We start from the raw sequence: 18427 nt of genomic DNA, 5'->3' as shown, positions 1-18427 counted from the left end.
GCCTAAAGATCGACATCCAGCGTGACGGGAAAGTGATCCGAAGCGGCCAGCAGCGCGTCACGCAGGGCGACGTTTTGCCAGCAGGCCGGATCATCCATCGGGTGCCAAATCCGCCAGCGGGCCGCGCGGGCGGCGATCTGCGGGCTGACCATGATGTAGTCCAGCAGCGCCTGAAGATAGCGTTCCTCCGGCGCGATCCAGAAACGCGCGCTGGTGGGCGCGGCCCCCAAACGGCGGCTGAGCGCCTGTTTGGCATGGGGGTCGAACAGCGCCGTCGCCCCCTGCCCTAGCACGATCTCGACCGAGGACCGGCCAAACAGGCTTTCAAATTCATCCAGCCCCGGCCCGTCGTTCAGATCGCCCAAGACCATCACGGGCCGTTCCGCCGCCAAATGCATGTCGATCCGCCGCCTCAACCAGATCGCCTGTGCCAATTGCTTGCGCCGGTTGGCGATGGCGATGCGCAGCACATCGGCCTCGGACTTGGCCCCATGGGGCGCCTTGGATTTGAGATGCGCGCCGATCATCTGGAAGGTGAAACCGGCCTGCGTGGTCACCTCCAACTCCAAGGGCGGTTTGGAAAAGACCACCGCGTCTTCCGTCGCATCCACGTCAAGGTCGATCCGCAGCGTCTGGTCAAAGCGCGGGGCATTGGTGGCACCCTGAGGTACATGGCGGGCGCTGAGCTTGTCGGGGTCATAGAGCAGCGCGATCTCTTGCTCAGTGTCGTTGGAAAACCCCATGACAGCGGCCCGCGTGCGCAGGGAAAACCGCGCGGCAAAATGCTCAAGCGCCGCCACGGTGGATTGCCGCCGCCCGTGGTTCGGCGCTTCGATCACCATGACCGCATCGGCATCCAGCGCGCTGAACACTTGCCCCAAAGCCGCCGTCTGCTGGGTACGGGTCACCCCGTGCCGCCCGGCCCAAGCGTCATCGTCGTAAAGCAGGTTGTCATCGTCAAAAAGGCTCGCGAACCACTCAACATTGTAGGTCGCGATGCGCATCAAGCGTGTTTGCCCGAGAGCGTTTCCCATGCGCGGTTGATGTCGATCATGCGTTTCTCGGCCATCTTAATCGCCTCTTGCGGCAAGCCCCGCGCCACCAGCGCGTCGGGATGGTTTTCGCGCACCAGCCGCCGCCACGCGCGGCGGGCCTCTTCCAACGTCGCATTGGGGCCGATGCCCAGAACCGTGCGCGGCAGGGGCGAGCTATCCGGCACGAAACGCGCTTTGAGCGAGGCGAAAGCCTCTTCATCCATGCCGAAAATCGCGGCCACATCCTCAAGAAAGGCGTTCTCGTTGGGATGGTAGATGCCATCGGCCATGGCGATGTGAAACAGCCCCTCCATCAGGTCATGCAGGGTCTGGGGCTGGTCACTGAACATCCGCGCGATGCGGCGGGCGTAATCCTCGAAACCGGTGACGTCTTGGCGAGCAAGGTTAAAGACCCGCGCCGCCCCCTCCTGATCCGCCTCGGCGATTTGGAACACTTCGCGAAAGGCGGTCACCTCATCGCGGGTCACCAGCCCGTCGGCCTTGGCCATCTTGGCGCCAAGCGCGATCACCGCGATGGTAAAGGCGACCGAGCGTTCGGGCGGGCTGCGCAGCCGGTCAAAGACAGCCGACAGCCCCTCGCCCGCGGTGAGGGCTGACAGAGCTTCGGAGATGCGCGTCCAGATCGACATGGGCTGACCCTTTGGTATTCGGCCCCCAGCTTAACCGCTGGCATCGGGGAAGTCAGGATGCAGTCAGCGTTTTTTGCATCAAGATGAGATCGAGCCATTGGCCATGTTTGCGCCCCACCTCGGGCATCCGCCCGACCTGCGCAAAGCCCAGTTTTTCATGGAACGTCACAGCGCCGGGATTGGCGCTGCTGATCGCTGCGACCATAGTATGACGGCCCTGCGCCGCTGCCGCCTCTATGGCCTGTGTCATCAGGTCGCGGCCCAGCCCCCGCCCCTGCGCCGCCTCGGAGAGAACGATGCTATGCTCCACCGTCGCGGCATAGCCCGGCCCGCCCCGAAAGCTGCCATAGGTGACAAAGCCCAGCACCGCGCCCTCCCCTTTGGCCACCCAAAAGGCATCGGCGCGGGCGGCGATCAGCGCCGCGATTTCCTCCGGTGTCTTTTCGTCGGTGGTGAAGGTCGACAGGCTGTCGCGGATCATGCCGTTCCACAGCGCCGCCACGGCGGCGGCATCCTGCGCCATGGCGGGGCGGATCACGCCGCCCTTCAGGGCGACGCTCCCGTCTTCTTGCATCACTTCCGCGTCTCGCGGATCAGCTTCAGGATGTCCTGCGCGGCGGTCGGGATATTGGTGCCGGGACCAAAGATCGCCTTCACGCCCGCGTCTTGCAGGAACTTATAGTCCTGCTGCGGGATCACCCCGCCGCAGATCACGAGGATATCCTCCGCCCCCGCGTCCTTCAGCGCCTGAATGAGCTGCGGCGCCAAAGTCTTGTGCCCCGCCGCTTGGCTGGAGATGCCGATGACATGCACGTCGTTGTCCACGGCGTCCTGCGCCGCCTCGGCGGGCGTCTGAAACAGCGGGCCCACGTCCACGTCAAAGCCGATGTCGGCAAAGGCAGTGGCGATCACCTTGGCACCGCGGTCGTGGCCGTCCTGACCCATCTTGACCACCAACATGCGCGGGCGACGGCCTTCGGCCTCCGCGAACTCATCGACCGATTTCTGAATGTCGGCAAAGCCCGCGTCGCCCTCATAGGCCGCGCCATAAACGCCCGAGAGTGTCTTGACCTCGGCCCGGTGCCGTCCAAATTCCTTTTCCATCGCCATGCTGATTTCCCCCACTGTGGCGCGTGCGCGCGCGGCCTCGACCGCGGCGTCGAGCAGGTTGCCGCCCTCGGCCGCCCGCCGTGTCAGTTCCGCCAAGGCCGCGGTGCATGCCTCTTCGTCGCGCTCGGCGCGGATGCGCTCCAGACGCGCCACCTGTCCTGCGCGCACCTTGACGTTGTCGACGTCGAGAATGTCGATCGGCTCTTCCTTGTCGCGGCGGTACTTGTTGACGCCCACGATCACTTCGGTCCCGCGGTCGATGCCCGCCTGTCGCTGGGCCGCGGCTTCCTCGATGCGGAGTTTCGGCATCCCCGAAGCCACGGCCTTGGTCATGCCGCCCATCTCCTCGACCTCCTCGATCAGCTTCCACGCCGCCTCGGCCAGATCGGCGGTCAGTTTCTCGACGTAGTAGCTGCCCGCCAGCGGGTCGACGACATTGGTGATGCCGGTCTCTTCCTGCAGGATCAGCTGGGTGTTGCGGGCAATGCGCGCCGAATGGTCGGTGGGCAGGCCGATTGCCTCGTCGAGCGAGTTGGTGTGCAGCGACTGGGTGCCGCCCAGCACCGCCGAGAGCGCCTCATAGGCCGTGCGCACCACGTTGTTGTAGGGGTCCTGTTCGGCAAGGCTCACGCCGGAAGTCTGGCAATGGGTGCGCAGCATCGAGGACTTAGGGTTCTTCGGCTCGAACTCCTCCATTACCCGCGACCACAGGAGGCGCGCGGCGCGCAGCTTGGCAGCCTCCATGAAGAAGTTCATGCCGATGGCGAAGAAGAACGACAGACGCGGCGCGAAGCGGTCCACGTCCATCCCCGCCGCAATCGCCGTGCGCACATATTCGCGCCCGTCGGCGATGGTGAAGGCCAGTTCCTGCACGAGGTTCGCCCCCGCCTCCTGCATGTGGTAGCCCGAGATCGAGATCGAATTGAACTTCGGCATGTGGTCCGAGGTATATTCGATGATGTCCCCGATGATCCGCATCGACGGCTCCGGCGGGTAGACATAGGTGTTGCGCACCATGAATTCCTTGAGGATGTCGTTCTGGATCGTGCCCGAAAGCTTGGCGCGGTCATGGCCCTGCTCTTCGCCCGCGACGATGAAATTGGCGAGGATCGGGATCACCGCGCCGTTCATCGTCATGGAGACCGAGACCTGATCAAGCGGGATGCCATCGAAGAGGATCTTCATGTCCTCGACGCTGTCGATGGCCACCCCCGCCTTGCCGACATCGCCCTCAACGCGGGGGTGATCACTGTCATAGCCGCGGTGGGTGGCGAGGTCGAAGGCCACCGAGACACCCTGCTGGCCCGCCGCCAAGGCGCGCCGGTAGAAGGCGTTGGATTCCTCGGCGGTGGAGAAGCCCGCATATTGCCGGATCGTCCAGGGACGGCCGGCGTACATCGTGGCCTTCACGCCGCGCGTAAACGGCGCCTCGCCGGGGATGCTACCCAAGTGCTCCAGCCCGTCCACGTCCTCGGCGGTGTAGAGCGGCTGAACGTCGATCCCCTCCAGCGTTTTCCACGTCAGATCGTCAAGGCTGCGCCCACGCAATTCGCCGGTAGCCAGTTCCTGCCAACGCGCCTTCGCGTCCTTTTGGTCGGATGTCATATGCTTGTCCTTCTCCCTTAGCGCCCGGCGGCAGGCATCGGCCTGCGCAACTGTGGCGGCTGAATTGTCAAAGGCCGCGCCCCTAGGGGGATAAATTCCCCCTGCGGCGCTTTGCCCTTCGCAAACTGGCACATGCCCCCTATATTTGAGGGGACAGGAGCCTTGATGAAACGTTTGATCTCACTAGTTTTTGCAGGATTGATGACCACGGCGGCCATCGCCCAAGGGGCCGATGCCCCGGTGGAGGATCCGTTGTTCCTGCCTGCTGATATGGCCGATCTCAGCACCTTCCAATGGACCAAGCGGCCCGTGCTGGTCTTTGCCAATTCCAAAAACGACCCCGCCTTCGTTGCGCAGATGGAATACCTGCGCAAGCGCGAGGATGAGCTGCGCCTGCGCGATGTCGTCGTGCTCACCGATACCGATCCCGCTGCGCAGAGCCCGCTGCGGATGCGGATGCGCCCGCGTGGTTTCATGCTGGTGCTGGTCGACAAGGAAGGCCAGATCGAACTGCGCAAACCCTTTCCATGGGACGTGCGCGAGATCACCCGCAGCATCGACAAGATGCCGCTCAGGCAGCGGGAGATCAGAGAGGCGAAGGAGCGCGACATCATCCGCTGATGCCCCGCCCCCTGCCCGCCATGATCGCCCCCGCGTCGCACCCTATTCGAACTCCATGATCACATCGTCCACCGCAAGGCTGTCGCCCGCACCGGCGTTGACCTTGCTGACGACGCCCTTCTTCTCAGCGCGCAGGATGTTTTCCATCTTCATCGCCTCGATGGTGCAGAGCGCTTGGCCCTCCTGAACCTCGTCACCCACTTCGACGTCGAGCTTCACCACCAGACCCGGCATCGGGCAGAGCAGCATCTTCGACGTGTCAGGCGGCAGCTTTTCGGGCATCAGGGCCGCCAGTTCCGCCTGACGCGGCGTGCGGACATGGACTTTCAGGTCTGCACCGCGGGTGCGGATGCGGAAGCCGCCTGAGATTTTGCCGACCTTCAGCACCAAAGGCGCGCCATCGACGGTCATCTCGGCCAGTTGGTCGCCCGGGGTCCAATCACCGCTGACCCGCATTTCGCTGCCGTCAGAGAAAGCCACCGTCGCCCCTTCGGGATCGGCCTTGGTGATCACATCAAAGTTCTCACTCTGAAGCTTCACGTTCCAGTCGCTGCCGACTTTGCGCTCGTGGTTGTCCATCCGGCCCGAGACGCGGGCGCGGCGGATTTCGCCAACCCGGTGCATGGCGGCACAGGCGGCGGCGATGCGGCGCAGCTCGCTCTCCGGCAGGGACACCCCTTCGAAACCATCGGGATATTCCTCGGCGATGAAGGCGGTGGTCATCTCGCCCGAGACGAACTTGGGGTGATCCATCACCGCGCTGAGGAACGGCAGGTTGTGCCCGATGCCCTCGACCTCGAAACTGTCGAGCGCCACGCGCATCTTCTCGATCGCCTCGGCGCGCGTCGGCGCCCAAGTGCAAAGCTTGGCGATCATCGGGTCGTAATACATCGAAATCTCGCCGCCCTCGTAGACGCCGGTATCGTTGCGCACGGCCATGTCGCCGGCGGGGGCGTCGCCCTGCCATGTGCCCTGCTCCAGAAGCGGCCCCGCGGCTACTTCCTGCGGCGGGCGGTAGCGGGTCAGGCGGCCGATGGAGGGAAGGAAGCCGCGGTAGGGATCCTCGGCATAAAGACGGTTTTCGATGGCCCAGCCGGTCAGGGTCACGTCGTCTTGGGTGATCGACAGCTTCTCGCCATTGGCCACGCGGATCATCTGCTCGACCAGATCGACGCCCGTGATCAGCTCGGTCACCGGGTGCTCCACCTGCAGGCGGGTGTTCATCTCGAGGAAGTAGAAGTTCTTGTCGCCGTCGACAATGAATTCCACCGTGCCCGCACTGGTGTAGCCCACGGCTTGGGCCAGCGCGACGGCCTGTTCACCCATCGCTTTACGGGTGGCTTCGTCAAGGAAAGGGCTCGGCGCCTCTTCGACGACCTTCTGGTTGCGGCGCTGGATTGAACATTCCCGCTCGCCCAGATAGATGCCGTTGCCGTGGGCATCGCAGAGCACCTGAATCTCAATGTGGCGCGGCTGCGTCACGAATTTCTCAATGAAGATACGGTCATCGCCGAAGGAATTAGCGGCCTCGTTCTTCGACGATTGGAAGCCCTCGCGCGCTTCTTCGTCGTTCCATGCGATCCGCATGCCTTTGCCGCCGCCACCGGCAGAGGCTTTGAGCATCACCGGATAGCCGATCTCATTGGAGATCTTCACGGCCTCTTCGGCGTCTTCGATCAATCCCATGTAGCCCGGCACGGTGGAAACACCGGCCTCTTTGGCGATCTTTTTGGATGTGATCTTGTCGCCCATCTTCTCGATGGCCCCTTTCGGCGGGCCGACGAAGGCCACGCCAGCGGCCTCCAGCGCCTCGGCGAACTTGCTGTTTTCGCTCAGGAAACCATAGCCCGGATGCACCGCCTGCGCGCCGGATTGCTTGACCGCCTCCATCACCTTGTCAATGACGATATAGGACTGGTTCGCGGGGGGCGGGCCGATGTGAATGGCCTCATCCGCCATTTCCGCATGCAGCGCCTGTGCGTCCGCATCGGAATAGATCGCCACGGTGGTCAGACCCATTTTCTTGGCGGTCTTGATCACGCGGCAGGCGATCTCGCCTCGGTTGGCAATGAGGATCTTGTCAAACATCAGCAGTTCCTTTGACGGTGACAGGCCACGCAAAATGCCGCGTCAGCCGGAGCTGCGCGGGTGCCTGTAGGGTAAGGTTGGAAAGGGGAGCCGCCCTGCCCGCGCGAATGGCGGGCAAAGCGGCTATTGCGGCGTGATCAGTTACACTTGCCGGGGTTGAGTTGGCAGTAGCCGACGTTGGCTGCAGCGCCAATGGCTGCGCCCTGCGCCAGCGACCCGCCTGTGACGGCTGCCGCACCTGCGCCGACGGCTGCGCCGCCCAGACCCTGCTCGCCGATGTTGTCACCGCATGCGGCCAGACCGGCTGTCGCGCCAAGCGCGAGAATGATGTTACGAATGGACATGTGCCTGTTCCTTCACTGCTGTCTACTATCCGACCAACGCCCTGCCGTTTGACAAGTTCCCGGTCGGTTTTTCGGTCTGCTGCCCTGTGGCGCGAAAACCACCCTTTCGAAAAGTCGGGCAGCCCCGCACAAGCGCGCGACTGCCCGATAGGGGAAGGGGTATGGTCTTCATGTCCAGCAGCACGAAGAACAAATGATGTGCCGCCAGCCATGGCAAGCTTGGCCCAAGCCCGCAGCGGCGCCAAGCCTGCGCCAGTCCCGAACGGAACTTCGGCAAAGCCATGCTGATCTGTGAACAGGCGCGGCGACATCATGCCGATCAATCCTCGAAAGCTTCGGGGAATGCGGCGCGGGCAGCAGGCACGTCGAGCACCAGCAGAGCTTCGTAATCGGCAGGATCGAAAGGATCGGTCGCGGGCAGAACCTCACGGCCAAAAAGCCAAGACAGACGGCCCGCATCCAGATTGCCACGCTCGAAAGGATGCTCGCCAAAGGCCTCCCAGAGGGCTTTGACAAAGGCGGTATCGGCACGGCGGTCCGGGGCGCGGCGGTCGGGGCGACGCTCACGCCGGGTGATGGGCGTGACCCCTTTGGGGTTCGGACGGCGAATTGTGAATTGGAAATCGGTGCCGGGCAGACGCCCGGGGAACCCGCGGTGTTTCAACATATAGGCGGGCATCAGACACCCCTCCCGGTTGCAGGGGTGGCTGGGATCAGGGCAGGCGCAAACGCCTGCCCTGCGACGGCATTACTTGTACTTGCCGGTGTAGACGGGCTCAACCGAGATGGGCTCGGGCTCAACCACGACGTACTCTTCTTCTTGCTGTGCGCAGGCCGAAACCGCTGCGACGAAACCGATAGCTGCCAGCAACTTGATGCTCTTGGACATGTATATCTCCTATTAATGTTAAATGAACCTGACACGACAACACGCCGGCCAAGCCCGGGTTCTGAGGTAAGGGATACGTGGGTATTCCTTGACCGCATCATATGCGATTCACATGGCAATGGATACGGTTGCAAGTGCAATCGGTCACGTTGTGACTCCAAAGCATCATTCCAATCCGAGGATCGGCGGATTCTTGCAAGATATTGCCTGCGCATCACAAACCCTCCCAAATGCAGGTGTCATCCTGCGCCCGGAAAGCTTCAAAATACTGGGTCGCTTCGGGGTCGGCCGCGCCGAATTCCACCGGACGGTCGGCGAGGGAGACGACAATCACCTGCCCCGCCAGCGCATGTTCGGTCATGTAAGGAAGTGCGACGACCGCGCAGAGATGTTCCATATCCGGCGCGGCGCGGTCATAGGCGATGGCCCCCGGCCCTTTGGCGATCTGCGGCGCGATAAAACGGAAGCGAAGCCAAGTCTCACCGCCGAGTTCCTCGACCAAGACCTCTTGCAGATCAACGGTTTGGCCAGAGGGGACATCAATGGCCCGCGCGGGGGCTGCAAGCCCGACCGCCAGCAGGGCTGGCAGCCAGGCCCGGCGCAGAAGAGCGCCTAGTGGTTGCGCAGCGCGTCGATCAGCGCGTCCTTGTCCATGTCCGAGCGCCCTTCGATCCCGAGCTCCTGCGCCCGGTCGTATAGATCGTTCTTGGTCCAATCCTCGTAGGGCGGCTGTTTGCCCCCCTTCTTGCCGGGGTGCTGGCTGTCGTTGGCCTGCGCATTGGCGATCCGGGCGGCTTTCTCCTTGCTCGCCCCATCTTCGCGCAGGGACTTGTAGGTCTCTTCGTCCTTGATGGATGAATTCGGCATGATCCGGTCCTCCTTTGCAAGGAAAACCACCCAGCCCGCCGAGGGTTCCGCGCGCGGCCCTCGTGGGATCGGTATTTGAGAAAGGATGAAGCTGCATGATGGCGCTCAGAGCGGGATGTTGTCGTGTTTCTTCCACGGGGTCTGCACTTTCTTGTTGCGCAGAGAGGCGAAGGCGCGGGCGACCCGTTTGCGGGTGCTGCGGGGCTGGATCACCTCGTCGATGAAGCCACGTTCGGCGGCGACGAAGGGATTGGCGAAACGATCCTCGTAATCCTTGGTGTGTTTGGCGATCTTTTCGGGGTCGTTCAGATCCTTGCGGTGAATGATCTCGGTTGCGCCTTTGGCGCCCATCACGGCGACTTCGGCGGTGGGCCAAGCGTAGTTGAAATCCGAGCGCAGGTGTTTCGAGGCCATCACGTCATAGGCGCCGCCATAGGCTTTGCGCGTGATGACGGTGACCATCGGCACCGTCGCCTCGCCATAGGCGAAGAGCAGTTTCGCGCCGTGTTTGATGACGCCGCCGAATTCCTGACCGGTGCCGGGCAGGAAGCCGGGCACGTCCACCAGCGTGAGGATCGGGATCTCGAAGGCGTCGCAGAAGCGCACGAAACGCGCCGCTTTGCGCGAACTGTCGATGTCGAGGCAGCCGGCCAGCACCATCGGCTGGTTGGCCACCACGCCAACGGTACGCCCCTCAAGACGGATGAAACCGGTGATGATGTTCTTGGCGAATTCCTCTTGGATTTCGTAAAAGTCGCCCTCATCCGCCAGTTTGAGGATCAATTCCTTCATGTCATAGGGGGTGTTGGCGTTCGACGGTACCAGCGTGTCGAGCGAGGGCTCGATCCGATTGGGATCGTCGAAGAAGGGGCGGACCGGTGGTTTCTCGCGGTTGTTGGCGGGCAGCAGATCGACGAGGCGGCGCACCTCGGCCAATGCCTCAACATCGTTCTCGAAGGCCGCGTCGGCGACGGAGGATTTGCGCGTGTGGGTCGTGGCGCCGCCCAGCTCTTCGGCGGTGACGACTTCGTTGGTGACGGTTTTCACCACGTCCGGACCGGTGACGAACATATAGGAGCTGTCTTTGACCATGAAGATGAAGTCGGTCATCGCGGGCGAATAGACTGCCCCGCCCGCGCAGGGGCCCATGATGACGCTGATCTGAGGGATCACGCCGGAGGCTTCGATGTTGCGCTGGAAGACCTCGGCATAGCCTGCAAGGCTGGCCACGCCTTCTTGGATCCGCGCTCCGCCGGAATCGTTGATGCCGATCACCGGGGCGCCGTTTTGCACTGCCATGTCCATGATCTTGCAGATTTTCTGAGCATGGGTTTCAGATAGGGAGCCGCCGAAGACGGTGAAATCCTGACTGAAGACATAGACGAGGCGGCCGTTGATCGTGCCCCAGCCGGTGACCACGCCATCGCCCGCGGGCTTTTGATCCTGCATGCCGAAATCGGTGCAGCGGTGGGTGACGAACATGTCGAATTCCTCGAAGGAGCCTTCGTCGAGCAGCAGATCGACACGCTCCCGCGCGGTGAGCTTGCCGCGGCCGTGCTGCGCATCAATCCGTGCCTGACCGCCGCCCAAACGCGCATCTTCGCGACGCCGCTCCAGTTGTTCGAGAATGTCTTTCATGACGCACCCCTATTGTGATTTCGACCAGTCTACCGGAGGAGCGCAACCGACCAAAGCGCAATTTTGCAAATTTGCAAAATCACTACAGGCGTTGCGAAGCAAAATGAAAAGTTGCAAAACAATCTAGTTAACATGGACATTTCCCATACCCGCGACTACTTGCATTTGCATGAGCGATATCCCCCTAGTCCGGTATTTAGACCGGACGACCCCGCCCCATATTTCAACGCTGATCCTGCTGGCCGGGCTTTCGGCCATGGTCATGAACATCTTTCTGCCCAGCCTGCCGAAGATGGCAGAGCATTTCGGCACGGATTATGCGGTGATCCAGCTTTCAGTGCCGCTCTACCTGTTCTTCAGCGGGATACTGCAAATCTTCATCGGGCCGATTTCGGACAACCTCGGGCGGCGGCGGGTGATGCTTTGGGGCTTGGGCGTCTTTTTCGTGGCCACGGTGGGCTGTCTGCTGGCGCCGAACATCGCCGTGTTTCTGGTATTCCGCATGGCGCAGGCTGTGATCGCCACGGGCATGGTCCTGAGCCGCGCGGTGATCCGCGATCTCTATACCCAAAACGAATCGGCCTCTATGATCGGCTATGTCACCATGGGCATGGCGCTGGTGCCGATGATCAGCCCAGCCTTGGGCGGGTTGCTGGAGCAGGGTTTCGGCTGGCAGGCTTCCTTCTGGGCGATGCTGATCCTTGGCGGGCTGGTCTTTTGGGTGGCTTGGGCGGATTTGGGCGAGACCGCCCGGGCCAGCGGCAAATCGCTGCGCCAGCAGTTCGGCGAATACCCCGAGCTGCTCCGCTCGCCGCGGTTTTGGGGCTATGCGCTGGCCACGGGCTTTTGCTCGGGCGCCTTCTTTGCCTATCTCGGCGGCGCGCCCTTCGTGGGGACCGTGGTCTTCGGGATGGAGCCTGCGGTGCTGGGCCTCTATTTCGGCGCGCCCGCGATTGGCTATTTCATCGGCAACTTCGTCACCGCGCGGACCGCGACCCGTTTCGGCGTCAATACGCTGGTGCTTTGGGGCTGCATCTCCAATGCCGTAGGTGGCACGGTGTCGCTGCTGATCTTCCTTGCGGGCTACGGCTCTCCACTCAGCTTTTTCGGGCTGATGACGCTGGTGGGCCTGGGCAACGGGCTCTGCATCCCCAATGCCACCGCCGGGATGCTGTCGGTGCGCCCGCATCTGGCGGGCACGGCCTCCGGGCTGGGCGGGGCAATCATGATTGTCGGCGGCGCGGCCTTGAGCGCGCTGGCGGGCGCCCTGCTCACCCCTGAGACCGGGGCCTATCCGCTGTTGTGGCTCATGTTGTTGACGGCCATCGCCTCGGTCGCCTCCATCTGGGTGGTGATCCGGCGTGAGAAAGCTTTGGGCCTCTAGGCCCACGCTCTCCGCGCTTGTGACCCCGGCTTTGCAAAGCTAGGCTGCACCCGACTGCAAAGTTGCAAAGGTGCGCGGATGGCGATCCAGAAACTCTATGCCGGTGTAAAACTGCGTGAGACCCGCACCCGCGCGGGGCTGACGCAGAAAGATTTCGCCGCTCGGCTGGGCGTGTCCTTGCCCTATCTCAACCAGATGGAGAACAACAACCGACCCGTCAGCACCAATGTCGTGCTGGCCTTGGCGTCGGAGTTCAGGCTGGATGTGACGGAGCTTTCCAGCGGCGATGGGGAGCGGTTGGTGAGCGATCTGCGTGAGGCGCTGGCCGATCCGGTTTTCGCTGGAAAGGCACCCCCGGTGGCTGATCTGCGCCTCACCGCCTCCAACGCGCCGGGGCTGGCACATGCCTTTCTTGCGCTGCATCAAAGCTACCGACAGGTGCATGAACGGCTGGCCTCGCTGGACGAAGCATTGGGCCGTGAGGATGCCCGCGCGATGCCCTCCCCTTGGGAAGAGGTGCGGGACTTCTTTCACTATTGCGACAATTACATCGATGCCGTCGACCGTGCGGCAGAGCATTTCGCGACCCGCGAAGGCAGTGGCAGTGACACGCGGGCGACCGCGGCGCGCGCGCTTGAGAGTGCCGGGGTGCGCGTGGTTTTTGAGGATGACGACCGGCTGCGCGCCTATGATCCCGCACGCAAGGTGCTGCATCTATCGGCCCGTGCAGCGCCTGAGACGCAGACCTTTCAGATGTTGTTGCAGGTGGCGCTGACCCAGCAGGATGCGCTGCTGGAGGCGACGCTGGACCTCGCCCGCTTCCACAGCGCCGCGGCGCGGGATATCGCAAAGATTGGGCTGGCCAATTACTTCGCGGGGGCGGCCCTGTTGCCCTATGGGCGGTTTTTGCAAAAGGCGCAGGATTGCCGCCATGATCTGGAGGTGCTGGCCGGGCATTTCGGTGCCTCAATCGAACAAGTGGCGCATCGGCTATCGACGATGCAGCGCCCCGGCGCGAAGGGGGTTCCCTTTTTCTTCGTCCGGGTCGATCAGGCAGGAACGATCACCAAACGCCATTCCGCGACCCGACTGCAATTCGCGCGTTTCGGCGGCGCCTGCCCGCTCTGGAACGTCCACCGCGCCTTTGAGACGCCGGGGCGGTTCCTGCGGCAACTGGCCGAGACGCCGGATGGGGTGCGCTATATCAGTTTGGCGCGGGACATCTCGAAACCGGCGGGGCGGTTTGGCGCCCCGGTGCGGCGCTACGCGATCTCACTCGGCTGCGAGGTGCGCCATGCGCCCGCGCTGGTCTACGCCGATGGGATGGACGTCACCCGCAGCGATGCCTTTGAACCGATTGGCATTTCCTGCCGGATTTGCGAACGCCGGGATTGCCATCAACGCTCCGTCCCGCCGCTGGAGCGGCAGTTGGTGGTCGACCCGCATCTGCGCGACACCCTGCCCTACCGGGTGGAGTGATCAGCGCCGCGCGCGCCGCCACCCCGCGCCGCGGGCCTCGGCTTCGGAACAGAACCAACGCTCGCCTTTGCGGGCGCTGATGCGGGTGCGGCTGTAAAACTCCTGCCCCGGCATATGGTAAATCTTGACCCCCTCGGCGCTGATATTGCCTTTGATCTGGCAGCTCCCCTCGGGCCGGGCAGGCTCGGACCCGCTGCGGCGGGTCACGCGGTAGCGGGCGGGGGAAACCGTCTTGAACCCGTGAATCCCACGGCCTGCGACAAAGGCGGCCTTCTCATCCAGATCATAGTCCATCGAATATTTACGATAAGCAAAGGCCAGCCCGTCACGCACCAGCGCCTGCCCCACGTCAACGTCGCCCACATGGCAGCGGGCGACGATGCGATCATAGCGGTCGCGGTCCAGTGCCTCACAATGCGCGTTGGCCCCTTGGTATCTGTCGCGCACCTCCCTCGTTGTCCAATCACCGCAGGCCCAAGCCTGCCCGCCATCGGTTTCGCAGGTCTGGCTTGCCTCAAGCGCGTCGATTCCGTGCAAGCGGATGCGCGTGCCGCCAAGATCGAAGGTATCCCCATCGATCACGCGCACCACACCCGACACGGTCTGCGCCCCAGCCGATACTGCTGCGAAACTCAGCGTGAGACTGAGGGCGAAAAGTGAACAAATCTTTAACATGGGGCAGGTATGACGCCCCGCCCCGCGGCCTTCAAGACAGGATGTTAAGGCAGGTTAACGATCAACGCTGCGCCACCTGCCAGTTCGGATGCAGCCAAGGTTCGTCATTCGCGCGCGGCAGCGGATCGCGGCCCAGAAGGAGGTCCGAGACCTTTTCGCCGACCATGATCGAAGGCGCATTAAGGTTGCCATTGGTGATCCGCGGGAAGATCGAACTGTCGGCCACGCGCAGCCCCTCGACCCCGATCACCCGCGCCTGCGGGTCCACCACGGCGTTCGGATCGTCCGCCGCCCCCATGCGGCAGGTGCCGCAGGGGTGATAGGCGCTTTCCGCGTGTTCGGCGATGAAGGCGTCAAGCTCCGCGTCCGATTGCAGCGCTTCACCGGGCTGGATCTCGTGTTTGACGAAGGGCTTGAAGGCGTCCTGCGCGAAAATCTCCCGCGTGAGGCGGATACAGGTGCGGAACTCCTCCCAATCGTCGGGATGCGACATGTAGTTGAAGCGGATGCGCGGTGCCTCGGCAGGATCGGCGGAGCGCAGGGTGATCTCGCCCCGTGATTTGGAGCGCATCGGCCCGGTATGGGCCTGAAAGCCATGCCCCTCGGCCGCCGCCTGCCCGTCGTAGCGCACGGCAATGGGCAGGAAATGGTATTGGATATCAGGGTATTCCACGCCGGGCTTCGAGCGGATGAAGGCCGCGGATTCGAACTGGTTCGAGGCCCCCATCCCGGTCTTGGTAAAGAGCCATTGCGCGCCGATGACGGCCTTCGACAAGAGGTTCCAGTGCTTGTAGAGCGTGATCGGCTGGCGCGAGGCCATCTGGATGTAGAGCTCCAAATGGTCCTGCAGGTTCTGACCCACCCCGGGGCGGTCGGCCAGCACCTCGATCCCGTGTTCGGCCAGATGCGCGGCGGGGCCGATCCCCGAAAGCATCAGCAGTTTGGGCGAGTTGATCGATGAGGCCGCCAGCACCACCTCGCGGCTGGCGCGGATCACCTCCGTCGCGCGGCCACGCTTGACCTCGACACCCACAGCACGGCCCTCTTCGATCACCACGCGCTGCGCCAACGCGCGGATCAGGGTGACGTTGCCGGTCTTCTGCGCCGGGCGCAGATAGGCATTGGCCGCCGACCAGCGCCGCCCGTTCCAGACGGTCTGCTCCATCGGGCCGAAACCCTCTTGCTGCTCGCCGTTATAGTCATGGGTCACCGGGTAGCCCGCCTGCGCCCCGGCCTGCACGAAGGCGTCGAAAAGCGGGTTCTCGCGCGGGCCGCGGCTGACGTGCAGCGGGCCGTCCTTGCCGCGCCATGCAGCATCGCCGCCGTGGCCGTTCTCGTGCCATGTTTCCATGCGTTTGTAGTAGGGCAGCACATCCGCGTAGGACCAGCCGCGCGCGCCGGACTCCTCCCAATGGTCGAAGTCCTTGGCGTGGCCGCGGACGTAGACCATGCCGTTGATCGACGACGAGCCGCCGATCACTTTACCGCGCGGGCAGACCAATTCGCGGTTGTTCAAATGCGGCTCGGGCTCGGATTTATAGCCCCAGTCGTAGCGCGGCATGTTCATCGGATAGCTGAGCGCCGCGGGCATCTGGATGAAAGGCCCGGCGTCGGTGCCACCATGTTCGATGACGATGACCTTGCGGCCCGCCTCGGCCAGACGGTAGGCCATGGCGCAGCCCGCGGAGCCCGCGCCGACGATGACAAATTCAGCTTCCATAGCTCTTCCTTCCGTGATTCCGCGCCGGGTCAAGGATGCGCAGCACCGCGCGAAGACGCGGCTTGTCCTTGAGGCGGTGGGGAATCGCTCCCCAGAATTGACGCGGTGACTTGAGGATCAGGCTGATCCCTCAAGCACCTCTCAGCAAATTCACCCCTTAGAAGGGCGCCTCGACATCACCCATGCGCACGTAAACCGACTTCACTTGGCTGTAGTGCTCGATCGCCGCCTTGGCGTTCTCGCGGCCCACGCCGGAGTTCTTCATGCCGCCGAAGGGCGCTTCGACCGGCGCGTCGTTGTAGCTGTTGATGTAGCAGGTCCCGGCCTCGAACCCCGCCGCCACGCGATGCGCGCGGGCAAGATCACGGGTGAAAACACCGGCGGCGAGGCCGAACTCGGTGGCATTGGCGCGGGCCATGACCTCGGCTTCGTCCTCGAAGTCGAGCACCGCCATGACGGGGCCGAAGATCTCCTCGCGGGCGATGATCATGTCGTCGGTCACATCGGCAAAGACGGTCGGCTGCATGTAGAAGCCATCACGCTCGATCCGCGCGCCGCCATAGACCAGCCGCGCGCCCTCGGCTTTGCCCTTCTCGACGTAGTCCAGCGCGATCTGCATCTGCCGCTCGCTGACCATCGGGCCAAAGCTGGTGTCGGGGTCCATCGGATCACCGATCACGGCGTTGTCCAGCCGCTCGGAAAGCCGCGCGAGGAACTTCTCCTTGATGTCGCGGTGCACGAAGACGCGGGTGCCGTTCGAGCAGATCTGGCCCGAGCTGTAGAAGTTGCCCAGGATCGCGCCGCCGACGGCATTGTCGATGTCCGCGTCCTCGAAGACGATCAGGGGCGACTTGCCGCCCAGTTCCATCGTCACATGTTTGATGCCCTCGGCAGCCGCGGCATAGACCTTGCGCCCCGTCGGCACGGAGCCGGTGAGCGAAACCTTGTCGACGCGGGTGTCGGTGACCAGCGACTGGCCGACCTCGCCCATGCCCTGCACCACGTTGAAGAGACCCGCGGGCAGCCCGGCCTCGATCAGGATCTCGGCGACCTTCAGGGCGCAGAGCGGCGTGGTCTCGGACGGTTTGAAGATCATCGCATTGCCGCAAGCCAGCGCGGGCGCGGCCTTCCAGCAGGCGATCTGGGTGGGGTAGTTCCATGCCCCGATGCCGACACAGACGCCCAAGGGCTCGCGGCGGGTATAGACCCAGTCCTCGCCCAGTTGGATATGTTCGCCCGTCAGGCTGCCGGCGAGACCGCCAAAATACTCCAGCGCGTCCGCGCCGCTGGTGGCATCGGCGACGGAGGTCTCCTGATAGGGTTTGCCGGTGTCTTGGGTTTCCAGCACCGACAGATCGTGGTTGCGGTCGCGGATCATGTCGGCGGCGCGGCGCAGGATGCGGCCCCGCTCGGTGCCGCTCATCGCGCCCCATGCGGCCTGCGCGCGGCGGGCCGAGGCGATGGCCTGTTCGACGATCTGAGGCGTGGCGGCATAGACCGTGGCGATCTTTTCGCCCGTGGCGGGATAGATCACCGGGATCGGCGTGCCGTTGGTGTCTTCGACATAGACGCCGTCGATAAAGTGGCTGGCGGTGGGTTGGGGATCATAGGACATCAAAGGGACTTTCTTGCCTGAGGCGAGGAGTGTTCAGAGAGGCGGAGCGCGGCGGTGCCGCCCGTCTCCGCGGTGTTCAACGGCCCGCTTTGAGCAGCAGGTCGAGTGTATAGAGCGCGCGAGTCATAGCCTCTGCCGCGCTGACGCCATCCGACAGCGCCGCGCGCAGGTAGAGCCCGTCGATCAACGCCGCCAAGGTTTCGGCGTCGCCTTCGGGCTGAGGGCTGATCGGGCGCAGCGCATGTGTGAGGTTGGACCGCAACCGGCTTTGGTAAGCCGTCAGCAGCCGCCGGGTTTCGGGGTTGGTGCGGGCATGGGCGTAGAGTGTCATCCACGCGCTGATCGTGCCGGGGTGAAAGCCGGTATCGTCGAAACTGGCGACGATGATTGCTGCCGCGCGGTCATGCGGCGTGCGGGCCGTGGCCAAGCGTTCGCGGACCCCGGCGGCATATTCCGACAAGATGTGCCGCATCGCCGCCAGAAAGATCTGGTTCTTACCGCCGAAGTAATGATGCGCCAGCGCGCTCGACATGCCTGCCCGCTTGGCGATCTGGCTCACCGTCACATCCAGCGACTGGGCCTCGCCGATCTCGGCGATGGTGGCTTTGACCAGCGCAGAGCGGCGAATGGGTTCCATTCCGACTTTGGGCATTGGATTCGGATCCTTGGGGCAGTGTTGACCGCCTCAGGATAGGGGAATCTTTATTG

18 protein-coding genes are annotated in these 18427 nt (G+C 63.6%); 3 read left to right on the top strand and 15 right to left on the bottom strand.

The genetic code is table 11. The features are described 5' to 3' along the window. Positions 1-2 precede the first annotated feature (2 nt). The 4 genes from ACGYLD_RS09260 to scpA are packed head-to-tail and all read right to left on the bottom strand — an operon-like array spanning position 3 to position 4399. On the bottom strand, positions 3-1004 hold the full coding sequence (locus tag ACGYLD_RS09260; RefSeq protein WP_271693801.1) for an endonuclease/exonuclease/phosphatase family protein: 1002 nt from the start codon (positions 1002-1004) through the stop codon (positions 3-5). After that, positions 1004-1684, bottom strand: a complete 681-nt coding sequence (locus ACGYLD_RS09255) for a molecular chaperone DjiA (RefSeq protein ID WP_067261634.1) — start codon at positions 1682-1684, stop codon at positions 1004-1006. Before ACGYLD_RS09255 ends, ACGYLD_RS09260 begins: the two co-directional genes overlap by 1 nt. A 52-nt stretch (positions 1685-1736) precedes the next feature. Beyond that, entirely contained in the window at positions 1737-2258 is a 522-nt protein-coding gene (locus ACGYLD_RS09250) for a GNAT family N-acetyltransferase (protein ID WP_271693244.1), read from the bottom strand. Then, positions 2258-4399 (bottom strand): methylmalonyl-CoA mutase, encoded by a 2142-nt coding sequence (scpA, locus tag ACGYLD_RS09245; RefSeq protein WP_209219048.1) that lies wholly within the window; start codon positions 4397-4399, stop codon positions 2258-2260. The genes ACGYLD_RS09250 and scpA overlap by 1 nt, the downstream gene beginning before the upstream one ends. Before the next feature lie 165 nt (positions 4400-4564). On the opposite strand from scpA, the gene ACGYLD_RS09240 reads away from it, so the two are divergent. After that, positions 4565-5020: a DUF4174 domain-containing protein gene (locus ACGYLD_RS09240; protein ID WP_394402239.1), complete on the top strand. Its 456-nt coding sequence runs from the start codon at positions 4565-4567 to the stop codon at positions 5018-5020. Between the two features lie 42 nt (positions 5021-5062). Here ACGYLD_RS09240 and ACGYLD_RS09235 read toward each other — a convergent pair whose 3' ends face one another. From ACGYLD_RS09235 to ACGYLD_RS09205, 7 genes are all read right to left on the bottom strand, one after another. Continuing rightward, complete coding sequence (locus ACGYLD_RS09235) at positions 5063-7108, bottom strand: acetyl/propionyl/methylcrotonyl-CoA carboxylase subunit alpha (protein ID WP_271693242.1); 2046 nt, start codon at positions 7106-7108, stop codon at positions 5063-5065. Between the two features lie 137 nt (positions 7109-7245). Further along, complete coding sequence (locus ACGYLD_RS09230) at positions 7246-7452, bottom strand: hypothetical protein (protein WP_067261646.1); 207 nt, start codon at positions 7450-7452, stop codon at positions 7246-7248. Positions 7453-7771: 319 nt separating this feature from the next. Then, positions 7772-8119 (bottom strand): hypothetical protein, encoded by a 348-nt coding sequence (locus tag ACGYLD_RS09225; protein ID WP_271693800.1) that lies wholly within the window; start codon positions 8117-8119, stop codon positions 7772-7774. Between the two features lie 81 nt (positions 8120-8200). Next, positions 8201-8341: a hypothetical protein gene (locus ACGYLD_RS09220; RefSeq protein WP_168613065.1), complete on the bottom strand. Its 141-nt coding sequence runs from the start codon at positions 8339-8341 to the stop codon at positions 8201-8203. Between the two features lie 214 nt (positions 8342-8555). Then, positions 8556-9056: a DUF6497 family protein gene (locus ACGYLD_RS09215; protein ID WP_276153848.1), complete on the bottom strand. Its 501-nt coding sequence runs from the start codon at positions 9054-9056 to the stop codon at positions 8556-8558. Beyond that, positions 8954-9208, bottom strand: coding sequence for a Rho termination factor (locus tag ACGYLD_RS09210; protein WP_271693241.1), 255 nt, complete (start codon positions 9206-9208; stop codon positions 8954-8956). The genes ACGYLD_RS09215 and ACGYLD_RS09210 overlap by 103 nt, the downstream gene beginning before the upstream one ends. A 105-nt stretch (positions 9209-9313) precedes the next feature. Beyond that, positions 9314-10846 (bottom strand): acyl-CoA carboxylase subunit beta, encoded by a 1533-nt coding sequence (locus ACGYLD_RS09205; RefSeq protein WP_168612268.1) that lies wholly within the window; start codon positions 10844-10846, stop codon positions 9314-9316. A gap of 169 nt (positions 10847-11015) precedes the next feature. Here ACGYLD_RS09205 and ACGYLD_RS09200 point away from each other — a divergent pair, with 169 nt between their 5' ends. Further along, entirely contained in the window at positions 11016-12230 is a 1215-nt protein-coding gene (locus tag ACGYLD_RS09200; RefSeq protein WP_394402234.1) for a multidrug effflux MFS transporter, read from the top strand. Between the two features lie 78 nt (positions 12231-12308). After that, positions 12309-13709, top strand: a complete 1401-nt coding sequence (locus tag ACGYLD_RS09195; RefSeq protein ID WP_271693239.1) for a short-chain fatty acyl-CoA regulator family protein — start codon at positions 12309-12311, stop codon at positions 13707-13709. On the opposite strand, the gene ACGYLD_RS09190 is transcribed toward ACGYLD_RS09195, so the two are convergent. The 4 genes from ACGYLD_RS09190 to betI all read right to left on the bottom strand — a co-directional run bounded on the left by ACGYLD_RS09190 (position 13710) and on the right by betI (position 18371). After that, a complete protein-coding gene (locus tag ACGYLD_RS09190) occupies positions 13710-14384 on the bottom strand; it encodes a thermonuclease family protein (RefSeq protein WP_394402231.1) in 675 nt (224 codons plus the stop codon). A gap of 61 nt (positions 14385-14445) precedes the next feature. Further along, on the bottom strand, positions 14446-16104 hold the full coding sequence (gene betA, locus ACGYLD_RS09185; protein ID WP_394402229.1) for a choline dehydrogenase: 1659 nt from the start codon (positions 16102-16104) through the stop codon (positions 14446-14448). Positions 16105-16261: 157 nt separating this feature from the next. Beyond that, a complete protein-coding gene (gene betB, locus ACGYLD_RS09180; protein WP_271693236.1) occupies positions 16262-17719 on the bottom strand; it encodes a betaine-aldehyde dehydrogenase in 1458 nt (485 codons plus the stop codon). A 76-nt stretch (positions 17720-17795) separates the two neighbouring features. Next, positions 17796-18371: a choline-responsive transcriptional repressor BetI gene (gene betI, locus ACGYLD_RS09175; RefSeq protein WP_209219056.1), complete on the bottom strand. Its 576-nt coding sequence runs from the start codon at positions 18369-18371 to the stop codon at positions 17796-17798. Between the last annotated feature and the right edge of the window lie 56 nt (positions 18372-18427).

This window comes from Sulfitobacter sp. 1A12056 (assembly GCF_043558125.1).
GTDB lineage: Bacteria > Pseudomonadota > Alphaproteobacteria > Rhodobacterales > Rhodobacteraceae > Sulfitobacter > Sulfitobacter faviae.
Note: the sequence above shows the minus strand (reverse complement) of the source record. Positions and strands in the feature narration are given on the sequence as shown.